The organism is Geobacter sp. AOG2 (assembly GCF_019972295.1).
Taxonomy (GTDB): Bacteria; Desulfobacterota; Desulfuromonadia; order Geobacterales; family Pseudopelobacteraceae; genus Oryzomonas.
The window spans coordinates 490,506-510,831 of sequence record NZ_BLJA01000001.1; the positions used below are offsets into that span (position 1 = coordinate 490,506).

General features: G+C 59.7%; 16 protein-coding genes. 11 read left to right on the forward strand and 5 right to left on the reverse strand.

Going from position 1 to position 20,326, the window contains the following annotated elements:
* The first annotated feature begins 4 nt into the window (after window positions 1-4).
* Both LDN12_RS02130 and LDN12_RS02135 read left to right on the forward strand, forming a co-directional pair.
* A complete protein-coding gene (locus LDN12_RS02130; RefSeq protein ID WP_223921046.1) occupies window positions 5-829 on the forward strand; it encodes an AAA family ATPase in 825 nt (274 codons plus the stop codon).
* Window positions 830-1,017: 188 nt separating this feature from the next.
* Window positions 1,018-2,994, forward strand: coding sequence for a hypothetical protein (locus LDN12_RS02135; protein ID WP_223921047.1), 1,977 nt, complete (start codon window positions 1,018-1,020; stop codon window positions 2,992-2,994).
* 174 nt (window positions 2,995-3,168) lie between these two features.
* Here LDN12_RS02135 and LDN12_RS02140 read toward each other — a convergent pair whose 3' ends face one another.
* From LDN12_RS02140 to LDN12_RS02155, 4 genes are all read right to left on the reverse strand, one after another.
* Window positions 3,169-4,461 carry an adenylosuccinate synthase gene (locus tag LDN12_RS02140; RefSeq protein WP_223921048.1) on the reverse strand — a complete coding sequence of 431 codons (1,293 nt, stop codon included), beginning with the start codon at window positions 4,459-4,461 and terminating at the stop codon, window positions 3,169-3,171.
* Window positions 4,462-4,620: 159 nt separating this feature from the next.
* The gene (locus LDN12_RS02145) at window positions 4,621-5,922 is read right to left on the reverse strand and encodes an ATP phosphoribosyltransferase regulatory subunit (protein WP_223921049.1); all 1,302 of its coding nucleotides are present in this window, start codon (window positions 5,920-5,922) and stop codon (window positions 4,621-4,623) included.
* Window positions 5,923-6,051: 129 nt separating this feature from the next.
* Window positions 6,052-7,569 carry a VCBS repeat-containing protein gene (locus LDN12_RS02150; RefSeq protein WP_223921050.1) on the reverse strand — a complete coding sequence of 506 codons (1,518 nt, stop codon included), beginning with the start codon at window positions 7,567-7,569 and terminating at the stop codon, window positions 6,052-6,054.
* 171 nt (window positions 7,570-7,740) lie between these two features.
* Window positions 7,741-9,240: a hypothetical protein gene (locus tag LDN12_RS02155; protein ID WP_223921051.1), complete on the reverse strand. Its 1,500-nt coding sequence runs from the start codon at window positions 9,238-9,240 to the stop codon at window positions 7,741-7,743.
* A gap of 524 nt (window positions 9,241-9,764) precedes the next feature.
* Here LDN12_RS02155 and gatC point away from each other — a divergent pair.
* The 9 genes from gatC to LDN12_RS02200 all read left to right on the forward strand — a co-directional run bounded on the left by gatC (window position 9,765) and on the right by LDN12_RS02200 (window position 19,076).
* Window positions 9,765-10,052 carry an Asp-tRNA(Asn)/Glu-tRNA(Gln) amidotransferase subunit GatC gene (gatC, locus tag LDN12_RS02160; RefSeq protein ID WP_223921052.1) on the forward strand — a complete coding sequence of 96 codons (288 nt, stop codon included), beginning with the start codon at window positions 9,765-9,767 and terminating at the stop codon, window positions 10,050-10,052.
* A gap of 149 nt (window positions 10,053-10,201) precedes the next feature.
* Window positions 10,202-11,659, forward strand: a complete 1,458-nt coding sequence (gatA, locus tag LDN12_RS02165) for an Asp-tRNA(Asn)/Glu-tRNA(Gln) amidotransferase subunit GatA (RefSeq protein WP_223921053.1) — start codon at window positions 10,202-10,204, stop codon at window positions 11,657-11,659.
* A 198-nt stretch (window positions 11,660-11,857) separates the two neighbouring features.
* Window positions 11,858-13,303, forward strand: coding sequence for an Asp-tRNA(Asn)/Glu-tRNA(Gln) amidotransferase subunit GatB (gatB, locus tag LDN12_RS02170; RefSeq protein ID WP_223921054.1), 1,446 nt, complete (start codon window positions 11,858-11,860; stop codon window positions 13,301-13,303).
* 94 nt (window positions 13,304-13,397) lie between these two features.
* The gene (locus tag LDN12_RS02175) at window positions 13,398-13,763 is read left to right on the forward strand and encodes a response regulator (protein ID WP_223921055.1); all 366 of its coding nucleotides are present in this window, start codon (window positions 13,398-13,400) and stop codon (window positions 13,761-13,763) included.
* 3 nt (window positions 13,764-13,766) lie between these two features.
* The gene (locus LDN12_RS02180) at window positions 13,767-15,401 is read left to right on the forward strand and encodes a chemotaxis protein CheA (RefSeq protein WP_223921056.1); all 1,635 of its coding nucleotides are present in this window, start codon (window positions 13,767-13,769) and stop codon (window positions 15,399-15,401) included.
* A 240-nt stretch (window positions 15,402-15,641) separates the two neighbouring features.
* Entirely contained in the window at window positions 15,642-16,358 is a 717-nt protein-coding gene (locus LDN12_RS02185) for an outer membrane lipoprotein carrier protein LolA (protein ID WP_223921057.1), read from the forward strand.
* Window positions 16,359-16,499: 141 nt separating this feature from the next.
* Window positions 16,500-16,985: a YajQ family cyclic di-GMP-binding protein gene (locus LDN12_RS02190; protein WP_223921058.1), complete on the forward strand. Its 486-nt coding sequence runs from the start codon at window positions 16,500-16,502 to the stop codon at window positions 16,983-16,985.
* Between the two features lie 231 nt (window positions 16,986-17,216).
* Complete coding sequence (gene rimO, locus LDN12_RS02195; RefSeq protein WP_223924009.1) at window positions 17,217-18,533, forward strand: 30S ribosomal protein S12 methylthiotransferase RimO; 1,317 nt, start codon at window positions 17,217-17,219, stop codon at window positions 18,531-18,533.
* A gap of 102 nt (window positions 18,534-18,635) precedes the next feature.
* Complete coding sequence (locus LDN12_RS02200; protein WP_223921059.1) at window positions 18,636-19,076, forward strand: TraR/DksA family transcriptional regulator; 441 nt, start codon at window positions 18,636-18,638, stop codon at window positions 19,074-19,076.
* Here LDN12_RS02200 and LDN12_RS02205 read toward each other — a convergent pair.
* Window positions 19,073-20,221, reverse strand: a complete 1,149-nt coding sequence (locus LDN12_RS02205) for a DUF362 domain-containing protein (RefSeq protein ID WP_223921060.1) — start codon at window positions 20,219-20,221, stop codon at window positions 19,073-19,075. The genes LDN12_RS02200 and LDN12_RS02205 overlap by 4 nt on opposite strands.
* Window positions 20,222-20,326 lie beyond the last annotated feature (105 nt).

Here is a 20,326-nt window from a genome sequence, read left to right on the forward strand (position 1 = left end):
ACCAATGAAACAAACAACCATCGACGGTATCGCCCTGAACCTGGCTTCCCCGGTAACCCTTGCGCTGAAATGGGTGGGGCAGGAAGAGTTGCTTACCCAACTCTTGGCGGCGTGGATGGTGATCGATGAACGGGATATCCCCTTCAACCCGCGTCTGGTGGGAAAGCCGGGGGTGGGCAAGACCACCCTGGCCTATGCCGCGGCCCAGCATTTGGGGCGGCCGGTCTATCTCTACCAGGCCACCATGGATACACGGCCCGAGGATCTGATCATCTCGCCGGTCATCAGCCCGGACGGGAAGATCCAGTATGCCGCATCGTCCCTGGTTTCGGCCATGCTTGCCGGAGGGGTGCTGATACTGGACGAGGGCAACCGCATGAGCGAGAAGGCCTGGGCCTCGCTGGCGCCGCTGTTGGACGACCGCCGCTACGTGGAATCCGTCGTCACCGGCCTGCGTATCCCCGCCGCCCGGGATTTTCGCATCGTCGTCACCATGAACGAGGATTCCTCGACCTTCGAGGTGCCGGAATACATCCACTCCCGCCTCCAACCCCAGATATACATCGACTTCCCTGATGCCGACGAGGAGTTGCTGATCCTCAGGGAAAACCTGCCCTTCAGCAGCGGCCGCATCCTGAGGTACGTGGTGGATTTCCTCCAACGCGCCCATGCCGCCGATGAGTCCTACTCCGTGCGGGACGGCATCAACATTGCCCGCTACGCCCTCAAGATGATGCGCATGCAGGGCACGGAAGCCGCCGAGTTGCTCCCGTTGGCCGTGGAGCGCGTGCTGGGGGACGAGGCCCTTGCGTATCTTGATCGTGTTTGACGCCAACTGCGTTTCCGGATGACCACGAATTAACTGATTGTTGAAGACCCAGGTTGTTCAAAAATAGTCAGATCGTCGCACCCGCAGAAAGCCACGAGGAGGCGTAGCAGCGCTACGCCGCACGAAGTGGCTTTCGAGGACGGCGGCGAGATGGCTGTTTTTCAACGACCTGTCAAGAGTGCTGACCCATGCCCACCCGCCTCCACCTGGAAACCTTCGGCCCCGTCCACGCCCTGCCCATCCTGCATTACCGCATGGAGTTCGCCCATCTGGTACGCCAGGCTATCCAACAGGTCCGGCCCGACTGTATTGCCGTGGAATTGCCCTCCACCCTGGAAGAACGCTTCATCCAGGCGATACGCAGATTGCCCCAGGTCTCGGTCATCTCCTACGATTCCGTTCCCCGTTCTCCTGCCAACTCCCTCAAAGCAAAAACCATCTATCTGCTGGTGGAACCGGCCGACCCGCTGGCGGAGGCCGCCCGTTGCGCCCTGGAACAGGGAATCCCCCTCCACCTGGTGGACGTCGATCTGGACGACTATCCGGCTGTGGAAGAACTCCTGCCCGATTCCTATGCCGTCCAGCGCATCGGTCTGGCCGACTATTACCGGGAATACTGCCGGGCCGCGACGGATACGGTGCCGTGCCGGGAGGACATCCGCCGCGAGCAGGGGATGGCGTTTCGGTTGCAACGGCTGGCGCAGCATCATGAACGCATCCTGTTTGTGGGCGGTATGGCCCACGTAGGGCGGATCAGGGAATTCTACGGACAACCCCGCAGCGAGCCGTTGGGTCGGCTGCGCCGTAACGATGTCCGCATCTTTAACCTCCATCCCGAATCATGTAGCGAGGTGATGGGCGAATTTCCCTTTGCGTCGGCTCTCTATGAGATGCGCAGAAGCGGCCTGCCGCCGGAGCGCGGGTGCGCGGTGCCCCCCTTGCGGCGTCGCTTTAACGCGTTGGAATTGATCACGGGAGGGAAGCAGGAACTGCCCGAACAGGAGATCATGCGGGCGGCCATGGAGGAGAGTGCCCGGAAGGTGGGGGTGGAGGGGGAGATGCCGGACCGGCAACGTATCCATCTGCGCCTGTTCGAGCATGCGGCCCGGCATTACCGGCAGGAAACGGGTGAGCACCTCCACTACTGGCAGAAGCGGGCCTTCTTTCGTTTCTGCCGCAACTACGCCGCCCTTTCGGGACGTCTGCTCCCCGATCTCTTCCAGCTTCTGACCGCCGCCCGGGGCTGCGTGGACGACAACTTCGCCTACGCCTTCTGGCGGTTGGCCGGCTGTTATCCCTGGCAGCGGGAGGAGACGGAGATTCCGGTGTTGCGCCTGCGGGTCGAAGACCTCTACGACCAGAGCCGCGTGATCCGCTTTCGTCCCCGCAAGCAGTCGGACAAGGGCCGTTACGGTTTGCGGGGCCTCAAGCGGAAGCGGGAACAGCGGCCGGGTGAATGGCTGGATGGGTTCGACGACGGCTCGGTCTGCTCCTGGCCGCCCGAGGATATCGTCATCGAAAATTACGGCAAGCTTCTGAAGCGAAAGGGGATAAAGCAGCTCTCCGAGGAGCAGAGCCGGGTGGAACCCCTGAGTACCTCGCTGCTGGACGGTATCGACCTGCGCGAGACGATCCGCAACAAACCCCACGACGGCCGCATCTATGTGTGGGAGCGGATGCGGATCAGAGGCGGCGTGGGAAGCGTGGTGATCATCTTCGACGAGGACCGCCGCAACCGCTATCCTTTTGCCATGACCTGGTTGGGAGAGCACGAACAGGAGTCGGACATGGCCTTTTACGCCACCGAACCGGGCGACAACGTGAGCGGGCCGGGCATCTGCCGCTGCGAGTACGGGGGGCTGCTGCTGTCATATCCGCCGCGCCGGATGCGGGATGTGTGGCAGGACCCCTCCTATCGGGGATGGGGGACCAAGGCCGAGGTCCTGCTGATGGCCGCCCTCGATTATTCGCCGGAGACCCATGTGGTCTATGCGGCGGCCCGGCCGCCGCGCAGCGTCTTCAAGCGCATAGCAGCCGGCATGGGGAAGAAAATAGTCTACATCCCCTTGGGAAGCCTGTCTCCCCCCGCGCTGAAGCGGATCAGGGTGATGCACCTGTTGTACGGCCACGACAAGCGGGAGATCGCAAAGGATTATATCTGGTAGTGCAAAAATATTTGCCACAGAGACACGGAGACACAGAGGAAAGCACAGAGAAAATGCCACACGGGAGGACACCAGGCTGCTCCTTCGGTATTCGGTGCCTCAGAGCGTGATGGAACAAAAGAGCCCCGAGGTTTTCCCAACCTCGGGGCTCTTTTACAACGTGTCAGAGACCGGCTATTCGAACGGGTTGCGCAGGATGATGGTCTGATCGCGGCGCGGGCCGACCGAAACCAGCACGATCGGGCAACCGGCCAGTTCTTCCAGACGCTTGACATAGTCGCGAGCCTGTTGCGGCAGGTCATCGTAGGTCTGCGCCCCGGTAATATCGCTCTTCCAGCCGGGCAGTTCTTCGTAGACCGGTTGGCACTTTTCGAAGAGTTCGAGACTGGCCGGCAGGGTCTCCAGGATTGTGCCGTTACAGGTGTAGCCGGTGCAGATCTTGATAGTGTCGAAGTCGGAGAGCACATCCAACTTGGTCAGGGCGATGCCGGTCAGTCCGTTGACCCGCACGGCATAGCGGACCACCATGGCGTCGAACCAGCCGCAGCGTCGCGGCCGGCCGGTGGTGGCGCCGAACTCTCCGCCGGTCTGGCGCAACTGCTCGCCGGTCGCATCCAGCAGTTCGGTCGGGAAGGGGCCGCTCCCCACGCGGGTGACATAGGCCTTGGAGATGCCGATGATCTCGTGGATATCCCGTGGGCTGACCCCTGAGCCGGTACAGGCGCCGCCGGCGCAGGTGGACGACGAGGTGACATAGGGATAGGTGCCGTGGTCCACGTCCAGAAGCGTCCCCTGCGCTCCCTCGAATAGTGCCTTTTTGCCCGCCTTCAGGTCGTTACTGAGAACCAGCGATGTGTCGGCGACGTATTTCCTCAGCACCTCGGCATAACCGCAGTATTCGGCCAGAATGGCGTCGAAGTCGCAGGGGGCCTCCCCCAGCAGCTTTTCAAGGATAAAGTTCTTCTCCGTCAGTACCTCCCGCAGTTTGCGGGTGAAGACCTCCTTGTCCAGCAGGTCCATCAGGCGGATGCCGCGCCGGCCGATCTTGTCCTCGTAGCAGGGGCCGATGCCCCGGCCGGTGGTGCCGATCTTCTTGTCGCCGCTCTTGGCTTCGCGGGCGATGTCGATCTGTTTGTGGTAGGGCATGATGATGTGCAGCGATTCGGAGAGCAACAGGCAGGAGTCGTCGCTGATCCGGCCGGACCCCTTGAGTTTGGTGATCTCCCGGATGAATACCTCCGGGTCCAGCACCACCCCGTTGCCGATGATGCAGCGCTTCCCCTCATGCAGTATGCCCGAGGGTATCAGGTGCAGAACAACCTTTTCGCTCCCGACCACCAAGGTGTGGCCGGCGTTGTTACCACCCTGGTAGCGCACGATGTCATCGGCATGCTCCGTGTAAATATCGACAACCTTGCCCTTACCCTCATCGCCCCACTGGGCTCCTACGACTACAACGTTTGCCATGTCTCGTGGTCTCCCTGTGATAGGTTGTTGAAAAACAGCCATCTCGCCGCGTCCTCGAACTCCCTTTCGTGCGGCGTAGCAAAGCTCACGCCTCCTCAGGTCCTTCTGCGGGTGCGACGATCCGACTATTTTTGAACAACCTGGTTTTTCAACAGTCTGCTAGTTCTCTTCAATAATAGTAACAAGATTTTCGTGCAGTAGCATCTCTTTGGTGATTTTGAACCGTTTGCCGTCGCGAACCCGCACGGCGGTGTATGCTTCCCCGCACGCCTCATCCCCGATGATCAGCATGCTGCGGATATTCATACGCCGCGCATAGGCCAGCGAGTCGTCGTACTCCCGACGGATGATGTCCCTGGCGGCGGTGTAACCGCGCGAGCGGAGCAGGCGCGCCACCTCCAGCACCTCACGCCGGTCGTCGCGGCTGTTGAACAGCAGAAAATCCCTGGTGGTGCTGGCCTCCACCTCGGGTCGCCGTTCCAGCGCCTGGAGCAGGCTGAGCACGTTGAAGGTGAAACCGGTGGCCGGGGCGGAAAAACCGTAGCGGGCTGTCAGGTTGTCGTAGCGGCCACCGCTGCACACCGGCTCGCCCAGACCGCTGACAAATCCCTCGAAGGTGATGCCCGTGTGATAGCCCAGGCCGCGTGTTTCTCCCAGGTCAATGGTCAGATGATCGCTGACACCGTGAATATCCAGGATTTCCAACACCTGGCGAAGGTTCGCGAGTGCCGCGCGGGACCGCTGGTTGTCCACCACCTGCTCGGCTTCATCCAGAACGCCGCGGCCGCCGAAAAGACGGGGCAGGGCTGAGATTTCCCGGCGGGAGGCCTCGGAAACGGCGCTGGCGGCCAGCACTTTCGACACGGCCGACACATCCTTGCGTGCGATAGCCTCCTGTAATTCCCGGAGCGGCTGGCCGTTCAGGCCGGAAGCGGTCATGATCCCCCGGCAGAACTCCACCTGTCCCAGGTCGATCTTGAAGTTGTCGAAGCCCAGGTTCTGCATGGCCTCGATCGCCATGGTGATCATCTCGGCGTCCGCTTCGGGCGAGTCCAGGCCGATCAGTTCCACCCCCGACTGGAAGAGTTCGCGGCTGCGGCCGGTCTGCATCTCCGTCTGGCGCAGAACGCGCCCGCTGTAGCTTATGCGGTGCGGCAAGGGCCAGCCGGAGAGGCGGGTCGCCACAATGCGGGCGATCTGCGGTGTAATGTCCGGCGGGAAAGCCAGCAGGCGCCCGGTTTGGCGGTCGTCGAAGCGATAGGTCTTCCCTTGCAGTTCCTCTCCCATGCCGATGGTCAGCACATCCTCGTATTCCAGCTTGGGCGGGATGATACGCCGGAACCCCCACAACTCGAAGACGTGGCGGATCTTTGCCTCGATGAAGCCTATCTTGGCGGCGGCATCCGGCAGAAAGTCGCTAACGCCGCGGGGGAGTGATATGTCGGGTGATGGCATGGTCATGTATATCAATTCCTGAAGTAGATAATCTCCCGCACGTGGCCTGTTCGCACGCACAAAGAATTCGGACCGGAAAGACGTCCGGGGGGAGCGGCTTTCCGGTCCGGGTACCGGGATAACCAGGGGATTAAGCTATTCCGCCTTTTTGATCGCCAGGGATGAGGCGCCGCGAGTAGTTATGCCGGAACGCTGCACGGTCTGAAGAATCCACAACTCGTTACGGGCATCGTCGAAATAATAGTCCGGCATGTAATTCTGGGTGTCGCGGGTGTGCCATTTTTCCTCAAGACTCGAACCGTTCCAGGCAAAGCAGTAGACCGAGCCTTTCTTGTAGGAACGGGCATTGCCCAATACCCAAAAGCCTTCGTTCTTGCCCACCAGGATAGTGCCGGCCGCGGTCACCTGAATGCGCATGTTCATGAATATCCAGCGGAGTTTATCTCCCGACATGCGATAGGTAGCGCCCGTATCCTCTCTTTGGAAATAAAGTTCCGAGCCGCCGAACTTGTCGTTACCGCGCCACAATTCTTTCTGCTCCTGGTCGTAGACAATAAGGTAGCCGTCCGGGTTGATGACGACGGTGAGAATTTTCCCGTCCTGGTCGCGGAACTGGTTGAAGGTGTAGATATTGCCGAAGCGCGGCATCTTGATGGGATTCTTCAGGGTTATCTCTTTGCCGGAGCGAGTGGCCTCGAATACGTCTCCGTAGAAATCGGTCTCGCGGCCAATGGCCTGGGCGTAAAGTTTTTTGGTGCCGCCGGCCGGGCTGAAGGCGCGGAAGTAGTAGGGTAATTCCTCGGCCAGTTTTACCAGCTTGTCGCCCTGTACCTGCCAGACCTGGGAGGCGAGCTCATCGCCACGAACGAGCGTCACGTAGATCTCAAGACCCTTGCTGCCGGCTATCGTGTCCAGCGAGAGGATTTTTTCCGTGTTTCTGAACTCCGTCTCAGTCACCAGCTTCATGTCCCGTCCCTGGCGGTAGTAGGCAAGACGGCGTTCCTCGGCCAGGAATACCTCGCGGCTCCCGTCAGGCAGGGTTGTACCCAGACTCATCAGGTTGGCCGCGCCGGCGAGGCGCTTGCTCAGCCAACCGCCGGCACCGCCCTGTTCCGTTTCCTTGGGCTTGATGAATTCGCTGTCAGGGGCCGGGCGGACTTGCTCGCTTTTGATGAAATCGGATTTTGGCGCTACAAGCGGGGCCGCCGGAGCAGGGAGGGCGGCCTGGGCAGCCGGAGCAGGGACAATCGGCTGCCCGCCGGAATAGACCTTGTCCAGTTCGGCCGTCAGCTTCTCCGCCAGTTTACCCACGGCGGGGATCAACTCGTCTTTGCTGTCACCCTGAATATAGACGCGCGTCAGTGTCTTGCCGCCGGTGGTCCTGGCCATGGCGTCCATGCTGAATACCTTGCCCAGAACGATGTACGTGCCGGTCACAACGGCGTCGGCCTCGGCCGCACTGCCGACAGCTATGATCTTCTCGCTGTTCAGGCGTGCCGCCAGCAGGGTTTGGAGTGTGGTTTTCATCTCATCCTTATTGGGTACGCCAATGGCGTTCATGTCGGACACAAATACCCGCACCTGCGCCGCAAAAGCCGGCAGGGCAGCCAGCGGAACGAACAGTGCGGCGAGTAGTACGATCAGTTTTTTCATGGTTTCTCCTAGGCCTGTTCCTGGGGCGTTTTTTTCAGAGCGGTGCAATCCCGGAAAGGTTGTTGCGATGAGTATCGGAAAGCCTGGGGATTATCGCAAAATAGGCCGGACATGTCAAAAAAAAAGGGCGGGATGGTTCCCGCCCTTCCGGACATCGGGTGTAACGTCAAATTAGAATGCGTAGGTCAGGCCGACGCGAGCGGTGTAGGGGTTCTCCGGATCGGTAGCGGAGCCGTTGCCCTTGGTAAGGGAGTTTTTGTAGTAGCCGCCCAGCACGACGTATGCGGCCTGCACGTAGGCGGTCAGGTTGTCATACATCTTGTAGCCGGTTTCGAGGTTGATCTCGGAGCCCATGTAGTTGCTGGAATTGCGCAGGCCTGTTCTCTTGTCGGTCGGTTTCAGGCCGTTGGTCTTGGCGGTCCAGGCAAAGCCCAGGTTGGCATTGGCATAGAGCTTGGGAGTGATGGTGGCGTCGTAGCCCAGGGTGTAGAGGTAGAGGCCCTGCATGTCGAGCGGGTTGGTGCCGTTGCCGGTGTTGTAGGCGATGGAGCGGTCCGTCGTTCCGCACTGTGCGGCGGCGTTGCGGTTGAGCAGCATCATGCCGGACTCGTTGTAGGAGCTGGTACCGGTAGTGGAGGACCAGGTGCGGTCCTTGGACTGGCTGGTGCCGACCCAACCGGTGAGGTGGCCGCTCTTTACGTCACCCTGGCCGGAGGTAAAGAGCAGGGCGGTCTTCAGGCTGCCGGGGCCCACCGCGGCCTTGGCGGCCACGTTGTATGCCAGGGCGTTGGAGTAAGCGCTGGCGCCGGATACGAGCCCCAGTCCCGTAACATTCCGGTACACACCACCCTGATAGGCGGCAAAGCCGCTCAAGGCAACCGGGCCGACCTTGGCATCGGCAGTGAGGCCGAGGGTGTGCAGCATGATGGAGGTAGTGTTAACGCCCGTTACCGAGCCGTTGCTCAGGCCGTTCAAACCGCGGCCATCAGCATACAGGTAGTAGACGGCGCCCACATTCATATCTTTCGTGATGGCCATTTTGGCTTCAACAACGCCGATGTCCAGGTTTTGCTGCCCTTTCGGCAGGCTGGTGCTGAAGTAGGATTCGTCGTAGCCGCGGATGTAGCCGAGGTTGAGGGTCAAGGGGCTGAGCTTCGTGGAGGTCATGATGCCGGCGCCGTCGAAGTCGAAGAAGATGCCCTTGAGGGAGTCCTTGAAGGGTTGAATACCGGCCGTGACTTTCGTCGGGGTCGAGGGGATCTTGAAATCCAGGTAGACCCACTTGGTCTCCAGGTTGACGGCATCGGATTCCAGGGCGCCGCCGGTGTTCCTGTTCGTGCCGCTCTGGGCAGTGTCGCCCCACATGGAGTCGATCTCGAAGCCGGTCACCAGTTTCAGATCGTCGTTGGCCTTGGCGGTGTAGAAGAGGCGGGCCCGCTGCTCGAAATAATTTTGGGTCTGAAGGTTTTCGGTCGTGTCCGAGGTTACGGGTTTGCCGGGAGTCGGTCCGTAGAGAATCGGGCCGCCGTTATAGCCTTCATAGTTCGACACGAAGTATCTCAGTTTGTAAAATCCGTGAAACTCGTTCTCGAGTGCCATTGCCGGAACAGCGGTCAGGGCACCCAAAACGCCTGCTGCTGCAACTGCCAAAATCCTCTTTTTGAAACTCATGTGTGCCTCCTTCAATTTTTATTGAATGCTTGTACTGCTGCGGACTGCAAACCTTGTGAATTCCGGTTTCTTTTCCGGCGACCACCACCTTTCATGCGAAATTCGGTATCAAATACTTGATTACCGTTATCAAAATCACGACAATAAAAACACGAATACCCCCAAGCCGGGCTGCATCAGCAGACTGCTTGAAGGTAATAGAGGGCGCTTCCCGCTTTTTTCGATGATTCTCTGAAACGTTTCACAGTGTCACTCGCCTCCTTGGTTGCAGCCACTCCGAAAAAAGAAAAGTGTCTATAAAACAACGGGATAGCAGTTTTGTCGGATCGTTTGTTTCAGTATCTGTTCTAAAAAGTTGTGTAAAATATATAATAAATAAAACCAAAGTCAAGTAAAAAGTCGTTTTAAGACGGCACCGCCGTCCTCGGGAGGTGCCGTGAACGTGGTTGTCAAGAGGGGTGTTTCATGCTACAAAACAGTCCTCATAAGGACGAATTACTTTCATGTTGCGGAGCAGAGATGTCATGAAAATCACGGTTACCGACGTCGAGTACGTTGCCCGGCTGGCTCGCCTGGAACTGAGCAAGGCCGAAACGGATCTTTTTGCCGGCCAGATGGATGCGATCCTCGGCTATGTGGAAAAGCTCAATGAGCTCGACACTGCCGATATCCGCCCCACCTCCCACGCCGTTCCGGTGGAGAATGCCTTCCGCGAGGACGCGGTTCGCCCGTCCATCGGTGTTGGGGCCGCCCTTGCCAATGCCCCGGACAGGGTGGAAAGTTTCTATCGCGTGCCGAAGGTCATCGAATGACGCCCGTTTGTCCGCCCGCCGCAAAGTCCAAAGAACATAAGTTGCGGACTATACGCCGCAAAGTTTGAGATATGGTTGCCGTTATGTTTCGTTTCTGTTACATGCGGGATTTTTGGCGAAACACCCCATATACGTGGAGATAGGATTGAATGGATATCTTTGAACTTACCATCGGCCAACTGGCTAATCAGCTGAAGGCCGGCACGGTGTCCTCCGTGGAGGCCACCAAGGCCATGCTGGAACGTATCGAGGCGGTCGAGCCCCGCGTCGGTTCGTTCATCACCGTAACCCCGGAGTCTGCCCTGGCGGAAGCCGAGGCCGCCGACCGGCGCATCGCTGCCGGGGATGCCCATATGCTCACGGGGGTTCCCCTGGCCCTCAAGGACATCTTTCTGACCGAGGGTATTCGCACCACCTGCGGTTCGCGCATACTCCACAACTTTATCCCCCCCTACAGCGCCACGGCCTGGGAGCGGCTGCGCGGCTGCGGTTCCGTCTTGCTGGGCAAGCTCAACCAGGATGAATTCGCCATGGGGTCGTCCAACGAGTCCAGCGCCTTTGGCGTCACCCGCAACCCCTGGGATATCACCCGCATCCCAGGCGGGTCGTCCGGCGGTTCCGCGGCGGCCATCGCGGCCCGTCAAGCCACGGCGACCCTGGGGACCGACACCGGCGGCTCCATCCGTCAACCATCTTCCCATTGCGGTTGCGTGGGTCTCAAGCCTACCTACGGCCGCGTCTCGCGCTACGGCGTGATCGCGTTCGCATCCTCCCTTGACCAGGTGGGCCCGATCACGCGGGACGTGACCGATTGCGCCATCATGTTGGGGGCGATTGCCGGCCATGATCCCAAGGATTCCACCAGCATCAACACGCCGGTTCCCGATTACACGGCCGCACTGACCGGCGACGTCAAGGGCCTTAAGATAGGCCTGCCCAAGGAATATTATATCGACGGCCTCGACCGGGACGTCCAGGCGGCCATGGACCGGGCCATCGAGACCTATCGCCGGCTGGGGGCGGAATTTGTGGAAATTTCACTGCCCCACACCGACTATGCCGTGGCGACCTATTACCTGATCGCCACCGCCGAGGCCAGCTCCAACCTGGCCCGTTACGACGGCGTTCGCTTCGGACATCGAAGCCCGCAGGCCGCAGGGTTGATCGACATGATGACCAAAAGCCGCAGCGAGGGGTTCGGGGCCGAGGTCAAACGCCGCATCATGCTGGGCACCTACGCCCTCTCGTCCGGTTACTACGACGCCTATTACGTCAAGGCCCAGAAGGTGCGCACGCTGATCATGGGCGATTTCACCCGCGCCTTCGAGGCGGTGGACGCGATCCTGACCCCGGTGGCGCCGACGCCGGCCTTCAAGATCGGCGAGATGGTCGATGACCCGTTGCAGATGTATCTGTCGGATATCTTCACCATCCCGGTCAACCTGGCCGGTACCTGCGCCATGTCCGTACCGGCCGGATTTTCCGCGTCGGGCCTGCCCATCGGCCTGCAACTGATCGGCAAACCCTTTGGCGAGGAGACCATTCTGCGTGCGGGCCATGCCTTCGAGCAGGCCACGGAATGGCATACGAGAAAGGCAGAGATATAACCGTTTTAAAATCTGCCACAGAGACACGGAGACACAGAGAAAACCTTTAACACGTAACAAGGTCGTTACACTCGGAACCTTGAAATATTGTTACCGTTGTTCTTCTCGATGACATCTCTGCGAACCTCTGTGTCTCTGTGTCTCTGTGGCAGGTTTATTCTTTTCCAGGTTTCAGCTAATTTTTTGGAGTATCTACCTATGAAATTTCAACCTGTTATCGGCCTTGAGGTCCATGCCCAACTGAAGACCGGGTCAAAGATCTTCTGCGGCTGTTCCACTGCCTTCGGTTCCGAACCCAACTCCCAGACCTGCCCGGTCTGTCTGGGCATGCCGGGCGCCTTGCCGGTGCTCAACAAAAAGGTGGTCGAATTCGCCATCAGGGCCGGGCTGGCCACCAATTGCACCATTGCCCATCATAGCGTCTTTGCCCGCAAGAATTACTTTTACCCCGACCTCCCCAAGGGGTATCAGATCAGCCAGTTCGAGGAGCCGATCTGCCGGAAGGGGTGGCTCGATATCCAGGTGGAGGGGCAGGAGGTCAAGCGCATCGGCATTACCCGCATCCACATGGAGGAAGACGCAGGCAAGCTGGTCCATGGCGACGTCCCCGGATTGGATGACGGTTCCGGGGTTGACCTGAACCGGTCCTGCACGCCGCTTCTGGAGATAGTTTCCGAGCCGGACCTGCGTTCGTCGGACGAGGCGGTGGCCTATCTGAAACAGTTGCACCGCATTGTGACCTGGCTGGGGATCTGCGACGGCAACATGGAGGAGGGGAGCTTCCGCTGCGATGCAAACGTCTCGGTCATGCCGGTCGGCTCCGATACCCTCGGTACCCGGGCCGAGATCAAGAACGTCAATTCGTTCAAGTTCGTCAAACAGGCCATCGAGTACGAAATTCAACGCCAGATCGACCTGATCGAGGATGGCGGCACCGTGGTCCAGGAAACGCGCCTGTTCGACCCGAACAGCGGGACGACCCGCTCCATGCGCAGCAAGGAGGAGGCCCACGACTATCGCTATTTCCCCGATCCCGACCTGGTGCCGCTGGTGATCGGCGCCGATTGGGTCCAACATGCGCAGAAAGAGTTGCCGGAACTTCCCGAGCACCGGCAGCAGCGCTTCATCACCGAGTTGGGACTGCCGGAATACGATGCCGAGGTGCTCACCGCCAGCCGCGAACTGGCCGATTACTTTGAGGAGTGCGTGGCCTTCCACCACAACGCCAAGGCCGTATCCAACTGGCTTATGGGCGAGGTTACCCGGTCGCTCAACGATTCGGGGACGGCCATCGAGGCGTGCCCCGTCACCCCCCGCCAGTTGGCCGAACTGCTCAAGCTGATCGACACGGGCGCCATTTCCGTCAAGATTGCCAAGACGGTCTTTGAGGAGATGTGGAAAAACGGCGGAGAACCACAGGCAATCGTAGAAAAACAGGGATTGGCCCAGGTTTCCGACAGCGGCGAGATCGAGGCCATCATCGACGGGATCATTGCCGCCAACGCCGCTCAGGTGGAGGAGTTCCGGGGCGGCAAGGAAAAGGTGTTCGGTTTCTTCGTGGGGCAGGTCATGAAGGCCAGCAAGGGCAAGGCCAACCCGGCAGTGGTGAACGAACTGCTGTTGACGAAGCTCAAGGGGCCTTAGTGCTTTTGGATCCTCTGGGACCTATGGGACTTATAGGCCCTATAGGTCCTATAAGGAATTTGGTTCGCTACCCACGGGCGCAATGGAGGCGACAATGAGTAACGCTACGGTAATGATCGTGGATGATGCCCTGTTCATGCGTAATATTCTCGGCACCATCCTGAGGGACAAGGGCTATGCCGTCGCCGCCGAGGCCGCCAGCGGCATAGAGACCATGAGAAAACTCCACGACTGCAATCCCGACATCATTTTCCTGGATATCATTCTGCCCGATGCCAATGGGATCGAACTGCTGGGCTCGATCCGCAAGATCAAACCGCAGGCCAAGGTGATCCTCTGCTCGGCCATCGGCCAGGAGGCGATCGTCAAAAAGGGGCTGGACCTGGGTGCCAGGTATTATGTCCAGAAACCCTTCAGCCCGGAAAAGATCGCGGAAGCTCTGGAAAGTCTGGGGGAGTAAGCCATGGATATGTCCCAGTACCGGGATTTGTTCGTCTCAGAATCCAAGGGGCACATTCAGGTATTCAACGAACTGATCGTCAGGCTGGAGGATAATGCCGCCGATACGGCCGCTATCGACGAGTTGTTCCGCCATGCCCATTCCCTCAAGGGAATGGCGGCTACCATGCAGTATCAGGCCGTCGCCGACCTCGCCCATCGCATGGAGGATCTTTTGAGCAGGGTGCGCAGCGGGGAGTTTGGCTTTACGCCGGGCTTGGCCGATATCCTGCTGGAAGGGAGCGACGTCCTGGCCGCCATGGTCTCGACGATCGAAGCCGGCGACGACCGGTTGCCGGATGCCGCTGAACTGGTCAACCGGCTGGCCGCATTCGACGCTGCCGCCGGTCCCACCCCGCCACAACCGCCCGTTGGCGCCGATACCGAACCTGTGGGCGGCGACCGCGACCCGGCAGGTGCGGCCCCGGAGCATCAGTTCCGTCACACCGATTCCTTCAAAAGTGTTCGCGTCAAGACCGAAACCCTCGACCGCCTGGTGAACATCACCGGCGAACTGATTACCACCCGTTACCGCCTGGCGGACCGTGCGCAGCATGGTGAGGGGGCGCAGCTCGAAGAGCCGCTCAAGCGGCTTTCCATGCTGCTGCGGGAGCTTCGCGACGAGGTGTTCCAGGCCCGCATGCTCCCGTTCTCGTTCGTTGCCGATCGCTTTCCCCGGCTGGTGCGCGACCTGTCCCGCAAGCAGGGCAAGGAGATCCTGTTTCAGGTGGAGGGGAAGGAGATCGAACTGGACCGCGGGATTCTCGAGGAGGTAAGCGAGCCTTTGGTGCATATCCTGCGCAATGCCGTCGATCACGGCATGGAAATGCCCGGAGAGCGGATTGCCGCCGGAAAGCCCGGCCCCGGTACGATCCGCATTGCCGTGTCCCGCGACAAGGATTGCGTGAATATCGTCGTTAGCGACGACGGGCGGGGCATGGACCCCGGGAGGCTCGCCGACAAGGCGGTGGAAAAGGGGGTGCTCAGCCGTGAACAGGCCAGCGTCCTGACCCGGCACGAGGCGCTCATGCTGATCTGCGCCCCCGGTTTTTCCACGGCAGAAACCGTCAGCGACATCTCGGGCCGCGGTGTTGGCATGGACGCCGTGAGGACCGCCATTCACTCCTTGGGCGGAGGGCTCGTCATAGAATCGGAGACAGGCCGGGGAAGCCGTTTCCTGCTGCGGCTCCCTCTCTCGGTCTCGATCATCCACGCCCTTCTCGTGGAGTGCGGTCCGCTGACGCTCGCGTTTCCGGTCAATGTCGTCGATCGCACCGTCGAGCTCGGGGATGGCGAGATATTCGGAGAGCGGGACCAATCGGTTTTCGTTCTCGACGACAGGCAGGTCCCCCTCAAGAGCCTCAACCGCCTGCTCGGGCAACCGACCACCGCACCCGATCCGGGGGAGTTGGTCCCGACGGTCGTCGTCGATACGGGCGGTGTCGTGACCGGGCTGACCGTCGACCGCCTGCTCGGCCAGAGAGAGATCTTCGTGAAACCGCTAGGCATTCCGCTCTGCCGCATCAAAGGGGTTACCGGCGGGGCTATCACGGGGGACGGGCGGATCGTGTACGTCATGGATGCCAGTGCTCTGCTCTGAACCGTCCGATCCTTAAAAGCGGTTGCGATAGCTGCAGGCCTGTGGCAGAATCAGCGGCCGGATTGCGCCATTTTCCGTTTTAACAGCCTGTTGAACAACCCAGGTTGTTCAAAAATAGTCAGATCGTCGCACCCGCAGGAAGCCCTGCGGAGGCGTAGCAGCGCTACGCCGCACAAAAGGGCTTTCGAGGACGGCGGCGAGATGGCTGTTTTTCAACAACCTCTTAAGAGAGGTTTCACTATGATACGTTGGTTCGGACCTGGTTTGTTACTTGTGCTGGTTCTGGCCTGGGCGCCTCTGCAGGCTGCCGACAAACCTGCGAGCCTCAAGGATGTGATCGGGGCGCTGGAGAAGGGGTATGCCGGTTTGCGGGACGTACGCGCCGATTTCTCACAGCGCACGCTTATCAGCGGGGTCGGCCGCGAGCAGAAGGGTGACGGCGAGGTGTTCCTGAAACGGCCGGCTTCGAGTGCCGCCATGTTCCGCTTCGACTATGCCAAGCCCAAACAGCAGATTGTCTCCAACGGCAAGCAGGTCTGGTACTACATGCCGGAAAACCGGCAGGTGATGGTCAGCTCGGTGGGGGACATGTTCAAGGGGGGCAACTCCATCGCTCTCTCCTATCTGACCGGCCTGGGGCACGTTACGCGCGATTTCGCGGTCTCCTTTGCCAAGGAACAGCGCGATAAAAATGGCGACTACCAACTCGAACTGGTCCCCAAAAAGCCGACGCCCGTTCTGGTGCGGCTCCAGTTGACCGTTTCGGCCGAAGCGGTTGAGCGGTTCCGGCGGCAGGGGAGCGTGCAGGATACGTTTCCGGTGCGGGCTTCGGTGGTGCATGATGCCGGCGGCAATCAGACCCGCATCGACTACAGCCGCGTCAGGGTCAACAAGGGCATCGACAACGGCACATTCAACTTCAAGGTCCCCGCAGGGGTCGAGGTCGTCAAGCCGTAAGGCGCTTTTCTGTGCAACACCGCAGAGTCGCTCAAAGTACACGGAGGGGCGCGGGCAAGCGGGCGCGTTGCAAAATTTCATCCCCTTTACGACTTCAGGGTGAATATACTACAATCACATATCAATCCGGAGGATGCTGATATGCCGTCATTCGACATCGTTTCAAAAGTGGACATGCAGGAAGTGGATAACGCCGTCAACCAGGCGATCAAGGAGATCGGCCAGCGTTACGACTTCAAGGGGTCCAAGAGCGAGATCAGCCAGGAAAAAGACGCCGTCAAGATCCTGGCCGACGACGACTACAAGCTCAAGGCGGTGGTAGATGTGCTCCAGTCCAAATTTCTCAAGCGCAACATCTCCATCAAGGCCTTGCAGTACGGCAAGATCGAGCAGGCCTCGGGCGGCATGGTACGCCAGATCATAACGGTCCAGCAGGGAATCTCCAAGGAGAAGGGCAAGGAGATCATTGCCGCCATCAAGGAGAGCAAGATCAAGGTCCAGGGCCAGATCCAGGATGACCAGGTGCGGGTGACCGGCAAGAACCGCGACGATTTGCAGGAGGCTATCCAACTCCTCAAGGGGAAGGATTTGGGGGTGGAGATGCAGTTCGTGAATTTCAGGGAGTAGGAGGTTGTTGAAAAACAGCCATCTTAGCGCCTATCGGCGTCCCGCTAAGCGGGATGACTACGCTGTCGCTCCGTCACCGATAATTATGCTCACGCATAATTATACGCCGCACAAGGGCCTTTAGCGGGTGCAACGATCTGACTGTTTTTGAACAACCTGGGATTTTCAACAGCCTGATAGTGAAAAAATGAAGAGGTGTGTGTGAGCGAAAGGGTTAAACAAAAAGTAAGTATGGTCAGCCTGGGCTGCCCCAAGAACCTGGTGGATGCCGAGGTCATGCTCGGCGTGCTTGCCAAGGACGACTACGAGATCACCACCGACGAGAAGGACGCGGACGTGATCATCGTCAATACCTGCTCGTTCATCAAAGAGGCCAAACAGGAGAGTATCGACGCCATTCTGGATCTGGCGGAACGCAAGCACGACGGGCGCTGCCATACCCTGATCGTTTCCGGCTGCCTGCCGCAGCGGTACCAGGAGGAGTTGGCCAACGATCTGCCCGAGGTGGATATCTTCATCGGCACCGGCGATTACCCGCGCATTGCCGAGATCCTGGCCGAGAAAAAAGACGCGGAGGGCCAACTGCGCTACGTGGGCGATCCCGATTACGTCTATGACGAATCATTGCCGCGCCTCAATTCATCGCCGGCATGGTATTCCTACCTCAAGATCGGCGAAGGCTGTTCCAATTGCTGCTCGTACTGTGTTATCCCGCAACTGCGGGGCGCTTACCGGTCCCGTCCGCTGGAGGCGCTGGTGGCCGAGGCGGAACGGCTGGCGGCCCGCGGGGTGAAGGAGATCAACGTCATCTCCCAGGATGTCACCCGTTACGGCAGCGATCTCGACGACGGCTCCACGCTTGAAACATTGCTGCGCCGGTTGGCGGCCATCGAGGGCATCAAATGGGTGCGCCTGCTGTATGCGTATCCCGACGGGATCACCGACAGCCTGATCGCACTGATACGGGACGAGCCGAAGATTTGCAAATATCTGGATATTCCGATCCAGCACATCGCCGACCCGGTACTCAAGCGCATGAAGCGCCGGAGCAGCGAGGCGCAGATCCGGGAGCTGATTGCCACGCTGCGCCGCGAGATCCCCGGCATTGCGTTGCGCACCTCCCTGATCGTCGGCTTTCCCGGTGAAACGGTGGACGATTTTACCAACCTGATGCGGTTCGTGGAACAGACCCAGTTCGATCGCCTGGGGGTCTTCTGCTACTCGCGGGAAGAGAATACGCCGGCAGCCTCCCTGCCGGACCAGATCTCGGAGAGGGTCAAGCGTGAACGCTACCGCAAATTGATGCGCGCCCAGGCACGGCTTTCGTTCCGTCGCAACCGGGCCCTGATCGGCACCACGGAACAGGTCATCGTGGAGGGGTACAGTGAAGAAACCGACCTGCTCCTCAAGGGGCGCTCATCGCGCCAGGCTCCGGATATCGACGGGCAGGTCTATATCACCGCCGGGACCGCCGAGGTGGGGGATATCGTTTCTCTCAAGGTCACCGACTCATCGGATTACGATCTGATCGGTGAGATCGTAGCGTGAGGCGGCTCCCGGTTGTTTGGCTTGACAAATGATCTGTTTTCTGTAATAGTTTGCCCCCTTTTCAGGGCGGTATGAAAGCAGACCAGGGGAGTGAGGAGCACCATGACCACTAAGCCGGCAAAAAAGAAATGGAAAGAAATCAAGGATATCCTTCAGCAAATGAAAGAGGATACCCTGCGGGAAATATCCAAAACCGTGAAGAGCGGCGCCGAAACCACGGCGGTCGGAGAGCCGAGCGGCGACATCTATGACCAGGCTTCATCCGAACGGGATCGTGAGCTGGGCCTTTTGTTGGGGGACCGTGAGCGGGAGAAGTTGCACAGTATCGACGAGGCTCTCCTGAGAATAGATGAAGGGGAGTACGGCATTTGCGAAGAGTGTGAAGAGGAAATCCCCCTGGGGCGGCTCAAGGCCATGCCGTTCACGCGCCATTGCGTCAAGTGCAAATCCGATCTGGAAAAGCTCCAGGCCCAGACCAAGCGCTTCGAGGAGGATCGCGCCTACCGCGAGATTCCCATAGGCGGCGAGGAAGAGGACGCCTAACGTCTCCTTCTCCGCGAACGACTTAAAGCGGTCGCGATCCTCAGCAGCACCCCCCGCCGTACGTGCATGGCATCATGGGGGCATAGCTCGCGGCAGCACCAGCAACGAATGCAGCTCCCATGGTTAACCACCAGGGAGCTGTTTTCTATGGTGATGGCCTGCGGCGGGCAGGCGTCCCGGCAGATGCCGCACAGGAGGCAGCGGCGGGTATCGGCCACGGGAAATGAGGTCAGGTGCCGCCTGAGACCTTTTTTTATGAAGGCGGGCAAGCCGAACTGGACATCAAGGCCGGTGGGGAGCCTGAACCGCCTGTCGCCGAAACAGTCGGGCGAAACGCCGCTCATCTCTATCTCCTCCATCTCCGTCCCCGCCAATCCCATGCGAGCAGCTTCCCGTTCCACATACAACAGCTCGGCGGGTATCCCGGCCAGCCGACCGGCCACCACATCCACCGCCACCGGGCTGACGCCGGCGATCAATACCCCCAGCCCGATCGGGTCGCCGCTTCCGGGGCCGTTCCCTTCCATGGCAACGATACCATCCACAATATTCAGAATGGGCTTTTTCAGCAGGTATATTTCCAGCAGCAACCGGGCGAACTGCTCCCGGGATGTTCCGGCCTTGAGGTGCCACGCCGGTTTTTCCGCACCCACGACCGCACCGAACAGATTCTTTACGGCGCAGGTCATGGTCATCATCTCGTGGGTCTTCAGTTTGGGCAGGTTGATGATCTTGTCGGCCTCCCAGTAAGCCCGCGCTATGGCGATACGACGGAAGGTCCCCGCGCCTTTGAGTTCGACGGTTTCTTCGAATTCAACCAGTTCGGCGCCGCTTTCCCGCGCCGCCTGGGCGATGCCGCTTTTGTCGGCCACCTTCCGGAAACCGCCAATGCCGGGGCTGTCTCCAATCATCACCCGGCATCCTGCATCCCTGAGCAACTCCGCAACCGCCTTTACGACGGCAGGATGAGTGGTTACGGCTGCTTCCGGCACTTTGGCGGCCAGGAGGTTCGGCTTGAGCAAGACCCTGTCGCCCGGCCGCACGAACGCCTCGATGCCGCCCAGCGGTTCCAGAAGCGAGATCAGCGCCGCCCTCACCCGGGAATAGTCATAGTCGTTGCAACGTGCAATGCTTATCGCTTCCATTCATCTTCCTTTGTCCGGGTTGCCCGCCGGTGCACTTGCGGGGGACCGATTATACGATACACTCATATACATATGGGCGGGTAAATATGAAAATGGTTCGATGCC

What these genes read in the sequence shown, in the direction of transcription:
- LDN12_RS02190 (WP_223921058.1), top strand. Translation starts at nt 16,500, where the DNA reads ATGCCGTCATTCGACATCGTTTCAAAAGTGGACATGCAGGAAGTGGAT.
- rimO (WP_223924009.1), top strand. Translation starts at nt 17,217, where the DNA reads ATGGTCAGCCTGGGCTGCCCCAAGAACCTGGTGGATGCCGAGGTCATG.
- LDN12_RS02135 (WP_223921047.1), top strand. Translation starts at nt 1,018, where the DNA reads ATGCCCACCCGCCTCCACCTGGAAACCTTCGGCCCCGTCCACGCCCTG.
- LDN12_RS02155 (WP_223921051.1), bottom strand. Translation starts at nt 9,240, where the DNA reads ATGAGTTTCAAAAAGAGGATTTTGGCAGTTGCAGCAGCAGGCGTTTTG.
- LDN12_RS02150 (WP_223921050.1), bottom strand. Translation starts at nt 7,569, where the DNA reads ATGAAAAAACTGATCGTACTACTCGCCGCACTGTTCGTTCCGCTGGCT.
- gatC (WP_223921052.1), top strand. Translation starts at nt 9,765, where the DNA reads ATGAAAATCACGGTTACCGACGTCGAGTACGTTGCCCGGCTGGCTCGC.
- LDN12_RS02130 (WP_223921046.1), top strand. Translation starts at nt 5, where the DNA reads ATGAAACAAACAACCATCGACGGTATCGCCCTGAACCTGGCTTCCCCG.
- LDN12_RS02200 (WP_223921059.1), top strand. Translation starts at nt 18,636, where the DNA reads ATGACCACTAAGCCGGCAAAAAAGAAATGGAAAGAAATCAAGGATATC.
- LDN12_RS02205 (WP_223921060.1), bottom strand. Translation starts at nt 20,221, where the DNA reads ATGGAAGCGATAAGCATTGCACGTTGCAACGACTATGACTATTCCCGG.
- LDN12_RS02180 (WP_223921056.1), top strand. Translation starts at nt 13,767, where the DNA reads ATGGATATGTCCCAGTACCGGGATTTGTTCGTCTCAGAATCCAAGGGG.
- gatB (WP_223921054.1), top strand. Translation starts at nt 11,858, where the DNA reads ATGAAATTTCAACCTGTTATCGGCCTTGAGGTCCATGCCCAACTGAAG.
- LDN12_RS02145 (WP_223921049.1), bottom strand. Translation starts at nt 5,922, where the DNA reads ATGACCATGCCATCACCCGACATATCACTCCCCCGCGGCGTTAGCGAC.
- LDN12_RS02175 (WP_223921055.1), top strand. Translation starts at nt 13,398, where the DNA reads ATGAGTAACGCTACGGTAATGATCGTGGATGATGCCCTGTTCATGCGT.
- gatA (WP_223921053.1), top strand. Translation starts at nt 10,202, where the DNA reads ATGGATATCTTTGAACTTACCATCGGCCAACTGGCTAATCAGCTGAAG.
- LDN12_RS02140 (WP_223921048.1), bottom strand. Translation starts at nt 4,461, where the DNA reads ATGGCAAACGTTGTAGTCGTAGGAGCCCAGTGGGGCGATGAGGGTAAG.
- LDN12_RS02185 (WP_223921057.1), top strand. Translation starts at nt 15,642, where the DNA reads ATGATACGTTGGTTCGGACCTGGTTTGTTACTTGTGCTGGTTCTGGCC.